A 12194-nucleotide genomic window follows, 5' to 3' on the forward strand; every position below is an offset into this window, starting at 1 on the left:
GCTCGCTCCCACATTAACTTGGATACAGATCCAAAACCTCAAATGCCAGACAAAAAAATCCCCGAACCAGTCGGGGATTTTTTATGTGCGATCAATCAGCCCAGAGGCGGATCAATCTTCGCGGTAGCGACGCAGCTTCAACTGCTTACCGGCAACGCGAGTGTCTTTCAGCTTGGCCAGCAGTTTTTCCAGACCATCTTCCGGCAGCTCCACCAGGGAGAAGCTGTCACGGACCTGGATCCGACCGATGGCTTCACGTGCCAGGCCACCCTCGTTGAGGATAGCGCCGAGCAGGTTCTTGGCAGCGATACCGTCACGCGCGCCCAGCGCGGTACGGCAACGAGCACGGCCTTCAGCCAATGGAACCGGAGCGCGACGCTCACGATCACCACGGTCTGGACGGTCGCCAGTACGCTCTGGACGATCACCGCGTGGCGCGTTGTTCGGCACCAGTGGGCGTTCTTTCTCGATGGCTGCCAGGGTCAATGCTTGACCGTTGGTCGCTTTACGCAGCAGGGCTGCAGCCAGGGCACGTGGGGTGCAACCGATATCGGCGGTCAGGCGGTCAAGCAATTCGCCGTGGGTCGATTCAGCGTCAGCCACCAGCGGCGACAGGCTGTTGGTCAGTTTCTTGATGCGAGCATCCAGAACGGCCTGGGCATCCGGCAGGCGGACTTCAGCGACTTTCTGACCGGTAACACGCTCGATCACTTGCAGCATGCGGCGCTCACGTGGAGTCACCAGCAGCAGTGCACGACCTTCGCGACCGGCACGGCCAGTACGGCCGATACGGTGAACGTAGGACTCTGGGTCGTACGGCATGTCAACGTTGAACACGTGGGTGATACGTGGAACGTCGAGACCACGTGCAGCAACGTCGGTCGCCACAACGATGTCCAGACGGCCATCCTTGAGGGAGTCGATCACGCGCTCACGTTGGTTCTGAGCGATGTCACCGTTCAGCGCAGCGGCTTTGTAGCCTTTGGCTTCCAGGGCACTGGCCAGGTCAAGGGTCGCTTGCTTGGTGCGCACGAACATGATCAGGGCGTCGAAGTCTTCGACTTCCAGCAGACTCAATACAGCCGAGGTCTTCTGGTCAGCGTGAACCAACAGGTGAGCCTGTTCGATCGCGGTAACGGTCTGAGTCTTGGTCTGGATCTTCACGTGTTGCGGATCGCGCAGGTGGCGTTCGGCAATGGCACGGATCGACTGTGGCAGGGTAGCCGAGAACAGGACGGTCTGACGGGTTGGTGGCAGCGCCTTGAAGATGACTTCCAGGTCATCCATGAAGCCCAGCTTCAACATTTCGTCAGCTTCGTCGAGAACCAGGTGGTTCACGGTCGACAGGACTTTCTCGTCGCGACGCAGGTGGTCGCACAGACGGCCCGGGGTGGCGACAACGATCTGTGCGCCGTTACGGATTGCTTTCAGTTGCGGGCCCATCGGCGCGCCGCCGTAAACAGCCACAACGGTAACGCCTGGCATTTGCTTGGCGTAGGTTTCAAAAGCGGTTGCTACTTGCAGCGCCAACTCACGAGTTGGCGCCAGGATCAGGGCTTGCGGTTCGCGCTTGGCAGGATCGATGCAGTGCAGGATAGGCAGGGCGAACGCGGCGGTTTTACCAGTACCGGTTTGCGCCTGGCCAATCATGTCCTGGCCGGCCATGATGATCGGGATCGATTGCTGCTGAATCGCCGAAGGTTCTTCGTAGCCGGTCGCGATGACGGCAGCGAGAATGTTCGGGTTAAGATTAAAAGCGGCGAAGCCGCCGGTTTCCTGGGTCATGGGTCTGCCTCTAAGTGCATCCGCAAAGACCCATGCTCCAAAGCTGCGCATGCCGTGTTGAGACTCAAGAGTCGCCCTGGCTGCTTTGTCGGCGGGGATTTGCGAAAACGAATGAATGAAAAAGATTCGTCAAGGAAGAGTCCGCTGTGCGGACGTGCAGCCGAAGCTGACTTCGGGGAATTGCGCTACCTAAACGCGGCCCGGTTAAAGGCCGGCGCGCACTATACCGGAAATAGCTGAAAAAGGGAGCTTTTTTTATCGTAAAGCACTGATAAACCGCGCTGCGTCACAGTCTTTGCAGATAACACGCGTTAGGTCTATTTTTCAAAGGCCCGGCCCTGTTGGTCACAACGCTTAAACGGTTCACCCAACCCTTCCGACCCTTTGGTCTGAAACCCTTCCCCGCGCCCGAGGGCACACCCGATGAATCAAGCCAGCAGCAGCCGCGTCAGCCGAGAACTGCGGGGCCATGTCCTGCTGTTGGGCCTGGACCGGGTAGCCAAACGCAACGCTTTCGACCTGGACCTGCTCAACGAACTGAGCCTGGCATATGGTGAATTTGATCGAAATGCCGATGCGCGGGTGGCGGTGGTATTTGCCCATGGTGATCACTTCACTGCCGGGCTGGACCTGGCCAATGTCAGCGCGGTGATGGCCGTCGGTTGGCAACCACCGCTGGGGGGCTGCGATCCCTGGGGCGTGTTTGCCGGCCCACGTGTGAGCAAACCGGTGATCGTCGCGGCCCAGGGCTACTGCCTGACCATCGGTATCGAGCTGATGCTGGCGGCGGACATCAACCTGTGCGCGAGCAATACGCGCTTTGCGCAGATGGAAGTGCAGCGCGGTATCTTTCCGTTTGGCGGCGCGACGCTGCGCTTTCATCAGGTCGCTGGCTGGGGCAATGCGATGCGCTGGCTGCTGACCGGCGATGAATTCGACGCCCATGACGCGCTGCGCTTGGGTTTGGTGCAGGAAGTAATGGCCAGCGAAGATTTGTTGCCGCGCGCCGTCGAACTGGCTAACCGTATCGCGCGGCAGGCACCGCTGGGTGTGCAGGCCACGTTGATGTCGGCACGGCTGGCGCATATGGAAGGCGAAGCCGTCGCGGCAGCGGCTTTGCCGCCTGTGGTGGATAAATTGCTTAACAGCGAGGATGCCAAGGAAGGTGTACGGGCGATGATTGAGAAGCGGCCGGGGGTGTTCAAGGGTATATGAATAACCTGAATTAGCCGTCGACAGTGATGGCCTCTTCGCGAGCAAGCCCGCTCCCACATTTTGACTGCGTGCATCCTGTAGGAATGCGGTCGAATGTGGGAGCGGCGGTTCGACGCTTCGACTTGCTTGCGAAAGCGTCAGAACAGGCGACTAGGTTGCCGGCCGAATCGCCTTGATCAGCGACTGCAACGAATAGCCCAACCGCGGTGCCAGCGCTTCAGCACGAGCCGAAAGCGCGCCAAGGTCCAGTTCCTGATCCAGCTCCGAAGGCACCAACAGAATCACATTCCCCTCCTTCACCGGCAGTTCCCAGTAATGCCGGTGATACAACCCGCGCAACAACGCCGCACCCAACGGTTTGCCATCGTCGGTGGCCCATTGGTTGATCACCAGCCAGCCGCCGGGGTTGAGTTTTTTCTGGCAGCTTTCCAGGAAGGTCCAGGCCAGGTGCCCGACGCCGGGGCCGACGTCGGTGTAGAGGTCGACAAAAATCAGGTCGGCCGACTCAGCCGTGTCGAGCAATTGCAGCGCGTCGCCGACGCGGATATACAGCCGTGGGTCATCGTCCAGCCCCAGGTATTCGATGGCCAGGCGAGGCACGTCGGGACGCAACTCGATGGCCTCCACGTCTTCCAGCGGCAGGAACTTAAGGCACGCCTGGGTCAGCGTACCGGCGCCCAGGCCGAGGAACAGTGCGCTTTCCGGCTGCTCATGGCACAACGCGCCGATCAGCATCGCGCGGGTGTAGTCGTACTCCAGCCAGCTCGGGTCAGCCGTGAACACGCAGCTTTGCTCGATGGCATCGCCGAACTCGAGAAAACGGTAATCGGCCACTTCGAGCACACGGATCATGCCGAAATCATCATGGACTTCGGCGAGCAGGCGCTCGACACGCTCCTCGGTCATCATTACTCCTAAAGGGTTTGCTGCACGGCAAAGGCGTGATTGTCGGCCAACCGGCGGCAACAGGTCACGCACTAATTGCTGATAACATTGGCGCCCGACCGTCAATCAACAATCGAGTGCATGATGAGCCAACCCTGGAGCCCCGACAGCTGGCGCGCCCTGCCGATCCAGCAACAACCCCAGTACCCGGACGCTGCGCACCTGCTGCACGTGGAGCAGAGCCTGGCCAGCTACCCGCCGCTGGTGTTTGCCGGGGAAGCCCGCGAGTTGCGTCGCCAGTTTGCCGAAGTGACCCAGGGACGCGCGTTCCTGCTGCAAGGTGGCGACTGCGCCGAGAGCTTTGCCGAATTCTCCGCCGCGAAAATCCGCGACACCTTCAAGGTGTTGCTGCAGATGGCCATTGTGATGACCTTCGCCGCCGGCTGCCCGGTGGTCAAAGTCGGGCGCATGGCCGGCCAGTTCGCCAAGCCGCGTTCGGCCAACGACGAGACCATCGACGGCATCACCCTGCCCGCCTATCGCGGCGATATCGTCAACGGCATCGGTTTCGATGAAAAAAGCCGCGTGCCGGACCCGGACCGCTTGTTGCAGTCCTATCACCAGTCCACCGCCACCCTCAACCTGTTGCGCGCGTTTGCCCAAGGCGGGTTTGCCGACCTGCACCAGGTGCACAAGTGGAACCTGGACTTCATCGCCAACTCCGCCCTGGCCGAGAAGTACAGCCAACTGGCCGACCGCATCGATGAAACCCTGGCCTTCATGCGCGCCTGCGGCATGGACAGCTCGCCGCAACTGCGCGAAACCAGCTTCTTCACCGCCCACGAAGCGCTGCTGCTCAACTACGAACAAGCCTTCGTGCGCCGTGACAGCCTGACCAACGACTACTACGACTGCTCGGCGCACATGCTGTGGATCGGCGACCGTACGCGCCAGTTGGACGGTGCCCACGTCGAATTCCTGCGCGGGGTGAACAACCCGATCGGCGTCAAGGTCGGGCCGAGCATGAACCCGGATGACTTGATCCGCTTGATCGACATCCTCAACCCGGACAACGACCCCGGCCGTCTCAACCTGATCGCGCGCATGGGCGCCGGCAAGGTCGGCGACCACCTGCCAGGCCTGATTCGTGCGGTGCAGCGCGAGGGCAAGCAGGTGCTATGGAGCTCCGATCCGATGCATGGCAACACCATCAAGGCCAGCAGCGGCTACAAGACCCGCGACTTTGCGCAGATCCTGGGCGAGGTGAAGGATTTCTTCCAGGTGCACCAGGCCGAGGGGACGTATGCCGGCGGGATTCATATCGAAATGACCGGGCAGAACGTCACCGAATGCATCGGCGGCGCGCGGCCGATTACTGAAGATGGTTTGTCGGACCGCTATCACACCCATTGCGACCCGCGGATGAATGCCGATCAGTCGCTGGAGTTGGCGTTTTTGATTGCCGAGACCTTGAAGCAGGTCAAGCGCTGAGATTTAAGTTGCCTTTAGGGCGCCATCGGGGACAAGCCCCGATAGCGCCCTAAAGCACAACATCCAAGCTGATCATTGCAACGCTTAACCGGTCGGCACTCGGCCTTTGGCAATTGAGCAGCACCTGCTCCAACCCCAGCCAATCAGCCATCTGCCGCAGATTCAGCGCCAGCGCCAACATCCCCTCCTCATCAAGCCCCGGCTCTTCCTCATGCACCGCATGCACCGCCAAACGCCCATTGGCGCGTTCGGCGCGCAAGTCGATGCGCGCGGCGATCCGCTCGTTGTGCAAAAACGGCAGCACGTAATAGCCGTAGACGCGTTTGTCCTGTGGCGTGTAGATCTCCAAGCGGTAACGGAAATCAAACAAGCGCTCGGTGCGGCTGCGTTCCCAGATCAACGAATCGAATGGCGACAGCAATGCGCTGGCCGCGGCTTTGCGCGGCACTTTGGGTTCGGGCAGGCAGTACGCCGGCTGTTTCCAGCCTTGCACCTGGCAGGTCAGCAATTGGCCGTCCTCGACCAATTCGGCAAGGCGATTGCGGCTGTCGGCAGGGTCCAGGCGAAAATAATCGCGCAGGTCTTTTTCCGTACCCACACCTAACGCTGTCGCACTGTGCAACAACAAGCCGCGCTGGGCTTCAGTTTCAGTCACAGAGGCTTGAAGCATCTCGCGGGGGATCACCCGTTCCGGCAAATCATAGAGCCGCTCAAACCCACGCCGCCCTGCGACAGTCACGAGGCCAGCAGCAAACAGCCATTCCAGCGCGTGTTTTTCATCACTCCAATCCCACCACGGGCCCGCGCGCTCTTCGCGGGTCGACAGGCTGCCGGCACCCAGTGCACCCTGTTGTTCAACGGTCTGCAAAACACGCTGGATGGTGGCCTGCTGCTCCCGACCAAAACGCGCCATCTGTGAATAGATACCCTGCCCCTGCTGCGCCCGCACCATGCGCCAACGCATCAACGGGTAAAGCGCCAGCGGCAATAGTGACGCCTCATGCCCCCAGTATTCGAACAACGAACGCCGCCGGCCCTGGCTCCAGGCCGCCTGTTCAAGGAGCAAAGGGGAGTAATTGCCCAATCGGGAAAACAGCGGCAGGTAATGCGAGCGCACCACGGCGTTCACCGAGTCGATCTGCAACACGCCGAGGCGTTCAATCATCCGGTTGAGCTGCGCAGCCTTAATCAGCGCAGGCGCCTGGCGCCCGGAAAAACCCTGGGCCGCCAGCGCCATGCGTCGAGCTTGCTTGAGTGAAAAAGACAGGTCGGCGGGCATGGGGTTCTCCGTGTGGGCGCGCCACCTACCCTACTGCATCCGCGATCATTTTCGCAGCGGGTCTTGCCAGAAATTCAGGTGTCGCTCCTGCTCTACGTCGCGGCGATTGAGCCCGATATCCTTGAGCGCCTCATCGCTCAAGGTTGCCAGCATCTGCCGCTCCGCGTGGACCACCTGCCAACGGGCGATCTTGTGAAACAGCCCGAAAAATGGACGTTTGACTAGCAATACAAAACCTCTTTGACCTTTCATCTTCTCGCCCTCCCGTGGGGATGGCGCAAGTGTGTGCCCGGGCTTATGATCAATCCAACGAATGTTTCTTATGCAATACATCTCAGAGATTGATCATTTGTCCAGCTTCCCAAGCATCGACACAGAAGTGCTGCGCACCTTCGTCGCCATCGCCGACCAGGGCGGTTTTACCCGCGCCGGGGAATTGGTCAACCGCACTCAATCGGCGGTGAGCATGCAGATGAAGCGCCTGGAAGAAGACGTGTTGCAGCGCAAGCTGTTCGAACGTGATGGTCGCCAGGTACGGCTCACACCCGAAGGCCAGGTGTTGCTGGGGTATGCGCGGCGCATCCTGAAACTGCACAGCGAAGTGTTCAACACCCTGCGTGAGCCGCACATGGTGGGGTTGGTGCGCATCGGCACGCCAGATGACTACGTGATGCGTTTCCTGCCTGGGATTCTGAAGCAGTTTTCCAAGGCCTATCCGCTGATCCAGATCGAGATGCACTGCGAATCCTCACCGGTGCTAATGCAGCGGCGGGATTTGGCGTTGACCGTTGTCAGCCGCGAGCCAGGCAATGAAATCGGTGAGCTGTTGCGCACAGAACGCATGGTCTGGGCGGCAGCGCCATGCTTTTGCACGGACGAGCATGAAGCCCTGCCACTGGCGATGTCCGGTGCCGATTGTCTCTACACCCAGTGGGCGCGGTCGGCATTGGAGGCGGCCGGGCGCGATTATCGCCTGGCCTATCACAGCTCCAACGTGGCGGCGATCCAGGCGGTGGTCAACGCCGGCCTGGCGGTGATGGTCAGCATGGAAAGCCTGGTGACTGACGACCTGCGCGTGCTTGGCAAGGACGAGGGCCTGCCACCTCTACCCTCGATGAACCTGCACTTGTTGCGCAACCCACAGATGAATTCGCCCATGACCGAATGCCTGGCGGACTACATCCTCGAAGGTTTCAGACTTTAAAGGTCAGCATCACCGCGCACACCACCAGGAAGCCACAGAACAAGCCGCGCAACACACGCTCCGGCAGCGCATGCGCCACCTTCACCCCCCAACTGATACTGAGCAAACCGCCGACGGCCAACGGCACGCCGATCATCCAGTCCACTTCCTGGTGCCAGGCGTAGGTCACCAGCGTTACGCCGGTGCTGGGCAGCGCCAAGGCCAGCGACAATCCTTGCGCGATCACTTGGCTGGTGCCAAACACGCTGGTGAGTACCGGCGTGGCGACCACCGCGCCCCCCACGCCAAACAAACCGCCCATAGAGCCGGACGCCGCACCCAATACGCCCAGCCAGGGCCAGGAGTAACGCATCTGCGCGCTCGGGGGTGCGTTGCGGGTGAACATGCGCAGCAGATTATAGGCCGCCAGCACCCCCAGAAAGACGATAAAGCCGATGCGCATCGCCCCCGCATCCAGGCCCACCGCCCAGATCGAACCGAGCCAGGCAAAACTGAAACCCATGATCCCCAACGGCAGCGCATGCCGCAGTTCGATGCGGTTACGTTGGTGATAGCGCCACAGCGCAAGCATCACGTTGGGCACCACCATCACCAGCGCCGTACCCTGGGCCAGTTGTTGATCCAGGCCGAACAATACACCCAGCACCGGGATCGCAATCAGCCCGCCACCAATGCCAAACAGGCCACCCACCGTGCCGAGGGCTGCGCCCAAGATCAAATACATCACTACATCCAACACTGCGCGTTACTCCTCAATCCCATGCCTTGCATGCTACGCAGTCGGCTATGGCGTGGAAACGCACAGCAACGCACAATGGCTGTGCCAATCTCGCATAAGCGTTTGTGTAATGAACCCGAATACCTTGACCGATCAGCTTGGCCTGTTTCTCGATGTACTGGAGACCGGCAGCTTTTCCGCCGCCGCACGTCGCCACCCGCTGACGCCCTCAGCGGTGGCACGGCGCATCGACAGCCTGGAAAGCTCAGTGGGCAGCCGCCTGTTCCAGCGCAGCACCCACGCGGTGGTGCCGACCCCGGCAGGCCTGGCATTTGCCGAGCGGGCGCGACGGATTGTCAGCGAGTTGCAATTGGCGCGCGCCGAAGCGGTGTCCCTCAGCCATGCGCCGGAAGGCTTGATTCGCGTGGATGCGCCGGCAGCGTTTGGGCGACGGCATCTGGCACCGGTGATTGCAGATTTTCTCAATGTGTATCCGGGGCTGGACGTGCACCTGCATTTGATCGACAGCTTTGTGGATATGCAGGGCGCGCACCTGGGCAAGGTCGATCTGGTGCTGCGCGCCGGGCATATCGTCGACACCCGGCTGATTGCCACGCCCCTGGCAAGCATCGTACGCATCGCCTGCGCCAGCCCGGCCTATCTGAAAAGCCGTGGCACGCCGCTGCATCCTCGCGAGCTAAGCGAACACGACGGGCTGGACTGGGATGGCTTGGCGCCGATGTTCGCCTGGCGCTTTGAGCTGGATGGGCGCCGCGCGACCTATCGCCCGCAGCGCATCCGCATGAGCGCCAACAACGCTGAAGCCTTGCTGTCCGGCGCGCTGGCGGGGCTGGGGATTGCCCATCTGCCCACATGGCTCGCCAGTGAGTACCTGGTGCGCGGAGAGCTGTTACCGTTGTTTTGCGAAAACGGCCTGCCCAGCCCCGAGACCACCGGGATCTATGCGCTGCGCCTGGAGCAGCAACCCAATGCACGTAGCCGTTTGTTGCTGGAATACCTCAAAACCCGTTTCAGCCCAGTGCCGCCCTGGGATCTGGCATTGCAAAGCGGCTTGGTCTGACCGCCCGGACGGAATTATCTGGCGCATTAAAGAATTGCACGCTAGATTCCAGCCAAGACACGCTTTTTCGAGGCCCCGCCATGAGCAAAAACCCTGATCCGTGCGAATCGCTGCTGCTGGACAACCAGTTGTGCTTCGCCCTGCACTCCACCTCGCTGCTGATGACCAAGGTCTACAAGCCGTTGTTGCAGGCCCTGGGCCTGACCTACCCGCAATACCTGGCGATGATGGTGCTGTGGGAACAGGATGGTTTGACCGTCGGCGAAATCAGCAGCCGCTTGCTGACCGATCCGGGCTCCCTCACCCCGCTGCTCAAGCGCCTGGAGGTCGAAGGCCTGCTCAGCCGAACACGCAGTCGTGAAGATGAGCGCGTGGTGGTGGTGGAATTGACAGACGCCGGCCGGGCGTTACAGGACAAGGCCATGGGGATACCTCAGTGCATTCTGGGCGCCAGCGGCTTGGAATTGGACCAGTTGCGCAAGCTACAAGGCGACTTGATTGCGTTGCGTGCCAACCTGCAAGCCAGCCTCTAACGCGGTAGACCCGCCATCAAAAATCTAAAATGTGGGAGCGAGCTTGCTCGCGAAGGCGGTATGTCAGTCGATTGATTCAGTGACTGATCCACCGCTATCGCAGGCAAGCCAGCTCCCACATTTCGTTTGTGGCGCCAGAAAACGACGCATTGCGAACTTTTTTATAAATTTATCTTGCGCACTAAACATTAGCGCTATATATTCACCTCACCAACTACTTAGCGCGCAAACATTTAGCGCTACAAGCCAAGAGGAAAACACCATGCAAACGCTCTACACCGCAGTAGCCACCGCCACCGGCGGCCGTGATGGTCGTGCTGTTTCCAACGACAACATCCTCGACGTCAAACTCTCCACGCCCAAAGAACTCGGCGGTGCCGGTGGCCAAGCCACTAACCCTGAACAACTGTTCGCTGCCGGCTACTCGGCCTGCTTTATCGGTGCGCTGAAATTCGTCGCCAGCCAGACCAAACGCAAGATCCCGGATGATGCCTCGATCACTGCCCACGTCGGCATTGGCCAGATCCCCGGTGGTTTCGGCCTGGATATCGACCTGCACATCAGCCTGCCGGGCCTGGCCCTGGACGATGCGCAAAGCCTGGTCGACGCGGCTCACCAAGTCTGCCCGTACTCCAACGCCACCCGTGGCAACGTCGATGTGCGCCTGCACGTGACCGTCTAATGACCTTGGCCGCCCCTGGAGAAAGACATGAACACAATGGGTAAAACGCTCACCGGAACCCTGCTCGCCCTGTCCATCACCCACGCCTTTGCTGCGACGGGTGATGTGGAACACAACACCCAGGCCTTCCTGGATGCCTTGAACGCCGGCACCGGTAAACCGATAGAGCAACTGACGCCAAAGGACGCCCGTGCCGTACTCACTGGCGCCCAGGCCGGTGTCAAGCTGACCTTGCCCACCGCGGATGTGAGCCAGAAGACCATTCAGGTCGATGGAAAGCCGCTGGACCTGACCATCGTGCGTCCGGCCGGGGTCAAGGGCACATTGCCGGTATTCATGTTCTTCCACGGTGGCGGCTGGGTGCTGGGGGATTACCCGACCCACGAACGCCTGGTGAGGGGTTTGGTGGCGGGCTCGGGTGCGGTGGCGGTGTTCGTCAACTACACGCCTTCGCCGGAAGCGCATTATCCGGTGGCGATCAACCAGGCCTACGGCGCCACTAAATGGGTGGCCGAGCACGGCAAAGAGATCAATGTCGATGGCAAGCGCCTGGCGGTAGCCGGCAACAGTGTCGGCGGCAATATGGCGGCCGTGGTCAGCCTGATGGCCAAGGACAAGGGCACGCCGGCGATCACATTCCAGCTACTGCTGTGGCCGGTGACCGACGCCAGCTTCGACACGGGGTCCTACAACGAGTACGCCGAAGGGCACTTCCTCACCCGCAACATGATGAAGTGGTTCTGGGACAACTACACCACCGACGCCAACCAACGCGCCGAGATCTATGCCTCGCCGCTGCGGGCCACCACTGCTCAGCTCGAAGGCTTGCCGCCCGCGCTGATCCAGACGGCCGGCGCCGATGTGCTGCGTGATGAAGGCGAGGCCTATGCCCGCAAGTTGGACCAGGCAGGTGTGCCGGTAACCGCCGTGCGCTACAACGGCATGATCCACGACTACGGTTTGCTCAATGTGGTCAGCCAGGTGCCAGCGGTGCGTTCAGCCCTGCTGCAAGCGTCGGACGAACTGAAGCAACACCTGAAGTAATCAATACGACGCGCACGAAAAAGCCCGACACAAGGTCGTAATGCTGTTCACTTAAGCATTTGAGCTCACGTCGAAGCTCCTAGAAAATCCGATGCCAGATATCTGGCATCGGATTTTTTATGTCTGTTCAGCAGCACCTGCTCGACCTCGGCGACCTTTTCAACTTTTCTGACCTGAGTACCTTCACTCAAAATATCCCCGTTGAGTGGGTGGCATCTGCGTTGGATCTCTCCAGTCAGGCAACCATCAGGCGCCGTCGTTTGCCTGCCGATCAAGT

The 12194-nt window shown here is 60.6% G+C and carries 13 protein-coding genes; 8 read left to right on the forward strand and 5 right to left on the reverse strand.

Translation table 11 applies throughout. From position 1 onward, the window contains the following. Positions 1-111: 111 nt before the first annotated feature. Positions 112-1785: a DEAD/DEAH box helicase gene (locus AACY30_RS20105; RefSeq protein WP_053255160.1), complete on the reverse strand. Its 1674-nt coding sequence runs from the start codon at positions 1783-1785 to the stop codon at positions 112-114. A 423-nt stretch (positions 1786-2208) separates the two neighbouring features. On the opposite strand from AACY30_RS20105, the gene AACY30_RS20110 reads away from it, so the two are divergent. Beyond that, positions 2209-3000, forward strand: coding sequence for a crotonase/enoyl-CoA hydratase family protein (locus AACY30_RS20110; RefSeq protein ID WP_339541006.1), 792 nt, complete (start codon positions 2209-2211; stop codon positions 2998-3000). A gap of 150 nt (positions 3001-3150) precedes the next feature. On the opposite strand, the gene AACY30_RS20115 is transcribed toward AACY30_RS20110, so the two are convergent. Further along, entirely contained in the window at positions 3151-3906 is a 756-nt protein-coding gene (locus AACY30_RS20115; protein WP_339470424.1) for a spermidine synthase, read from the reverse strand. 123 nt (positions 3907-4029) lie between these two features. On the opposite strand from AACY30_RS20115, the gene AACY30_RS20120 reads away from it, so the two are divergent. Beyond that, positions 4030-5376: a class II 3-deoxy-7-phosphoheptulonate synthase gene (locus AACY30_RS20120; RefSeq protein ID WP_339414762.1), complete on the forward strand. Its 1347-nt coding sequence runs from the start codon at positions 4030-4032 to the stop codon at positions 5374-5376. Between the two features lie 49 nt (positions 5377-5425). On the opposite strand, the gene AACY30_RS20125 is transcribed toward AACY30_RS20120, so the two are convergent. Both AACY30_RS20125 and AACY30_RS20130 read right to left on the reverse strand, forming a co-directional pair. Beyond that, entirely contained in the window at positions 5426-6655 is a 1230-nt protein-coding gene (locus AACY30_RS20125; protein ID WP_339470427.1) for a winged helix-turn-helix domain-containing protein, read from the reverse strand. Positions 6656-6700: 45 nt separating this feature from the next. Beyond that, positions 6701-6907, reverse strand: coding sequence for a DUF1127 domain-containing protein (locus AACY30_RS20130; protein WP_339427785.1), 207 nt, complete (start codon positions 6905-6907; stop codon positions 6701-6703). Between the two features lie 70 nt (positions 6908-6977). On the opposite strand from AACY30_RS20130, the gene AACY30_RS20135 reads away from it, so the two are divergent. Then, positions 6978-7859 carry a LysR substrate-binding domain-containing protein gene (locus AACY30_RS20135; protein WP_339470428.1) on the forward strand — a complete coding sequence of 294 codons (882 nt, stop codon included), beginning with the start codon at positions 6978-6980 and terminating at the stop codon, positions 7857-7859. Here the strand turns inward: AACY30_RS20135 and AACY30_RS20140 are convergent. After that, on the reverse strand, positions 7849-8598 hold the full coding sequence (locus AACY30_RS20140) for a sulfite exporter TauE/SafE family protein (RefSeq protein WP_339470430.1): 750 nt from the start codon (positions 8596-8598) through the stop codon (positions 7849-7851). The genes AACY30_RS20135 and AACY30_RS20140 overlap by 11 nt on opposite strands. Positions 8599-8707: 109 nt before the next feature. Between AACY30_RS20140 and AACY30_RS20145 the strand changes: the two genes are divergently transcribed. From AACY30_RS20145 to AACY30_RS20165, 5 genes are all read left to right on the forward strand, one after another. Continuing rightward, positions 8708-9658: a LysR family transcriptional regulator gene (locus AACY30_RS20145; protein WP_049709297.1), complete on the forward strand. Its 951-nt coding sequence runs from the start codon at positions 8708-8710 to the stop codon at positions 9656-9658. 80 nt (positions 9659-9738) lie between these two features. Then, positions 9739-10191 carry a MarR family winged helix-turn-helix transcriptional regulator gene (locus tag AACY30_RS20150; RefSeq protein WP_339470432.1) on the forward strand — a complete coding sequence of 151 codons (453 nt, stop codon included), beginning with the start codon at positions 9739-9741 and terminating at the stop codon, positions 10189-10191. Between the two features lie 262 nt (positions 10192-10453). Further along, positions 10454-10873 carry an organic hydroperoxide resistance protein gene (locus AACY30_RS20155; protein ID WP_339541007.1) on the forward strand — a complete coding sequence of 140 codons (420 nt, stop codon included), beginning with the start codon at positions 10454-10456 and terminating at the stop codon, positions 10871-10873. A 27-nt stretch (positions 10874-10900) separates the two neighbouring features. Next, positions 10901-11917 carry an alpha/beta hydrolase gene (locus AACY30_RS20160; protein WP_339541008.1) on the forward strand — a complete coding sequence of 339 codons (1017 nt, stop codon included), beginning with the start codon at positions 10901-10903 and terminating at the stop codon, positions 11915-11917. Between the two features lie 119 nt (positions 11918-12036). Next, a partial coding sequence (locus AACY30_RS20165) for a transposase domain-containing protein (RefSeq protein WP_339541010.1) occupies positions 12037-12194 on the forward strand: 158 nt, incomplete at its 3' end.

Source organism: Pseudomonas sp. RA_5y_Pfl1_P24 (assembly GCF_963970945.1).
GTDB classification, from domain to species: domain Bacteria; phylum Pseudomonadota; class Gammaproteobacteria; order Pseudomonadales; family Pseudomonadaceae; genus Aquipseudomonas; species Aquipseudomonas tritici.

Coding starts and splice junctions, on each gene's coding strand:
- AACY30_RS20105 (WP_053255160.1), bottom strand. CDS start 1,785: ATGACCCAGGAAACCGGCGGCTTCGCCGCTTTTAATCTTAACCCGAAC.
- AACY30_RS20135 (WP_339470428.1), top strand. CDS start 6,978: ATGCAATACATCTCAGAGATTGATCATTTGTCCAGCTTCCCAAGCATC.
- AACY30_RS20115 (WP_339470424.1), bottom strand. CDS start 3,906: ATGACCGAGGAGCGTGTCGAGCGCCTGCTCGCCGAAGTCCATGATGAT.
- AACY30_RS20130 (WP_339427785.1), bottom strand. CDS start 6,907: ATGAAAGGTCAAAGAGGTTTTGTATTGCTAGTCAAACGTCCATTTTTC.
- AACY30_RS20150 (WP_339470432.1), top strand. CDS start 9,739: ATGAGCAAAAACCCTGATCCGTGCGAATCGCTGCTGCTGGACAACCAG.
- AACY30_RS20110 (WP_339541006.1), top strand. CDS start 2,209: ATGAATCAAGCCAGCAGCAGCCGCGTCAGCCGAGAACTGCGGGGCCAT.
- AACY30_RS20155 (WP_339541007.1), top strand. CDS start 10,454: ATGCAAACGCTCTACACCGCAGTAGCCACCGCCACCGGCGGCCGTGAT.
- AACY30_RS20120 (WP_339414762.1), top strand. CDS start 4,030: ATGAGCCAACCCTGGAGCCCCGACAGCTGGCGCGCCCTGCCGATCCAG.
- AACY30_RS20160 (WP_339541008.1), top strand. CDS start 10,901: ATGAACACAATGGGTAAAACGCTCACCGGAACCCTGCTCGCCCTGTCC.
- AACY30_RS20145 (WP_049709297.1), top strand. CDS start 8,708: ATGAACCCGAATACCTTGACCGATCAGCTTGGCCTGTTTCTCGATGTA.
- AACY30_RS20125 (WP_339470427.1), bottom strand. CDS start 6,655: ATGCCCGCCGACCTGTCTTTTTCACTCAAGCAAGCTCGACGCATGGCG.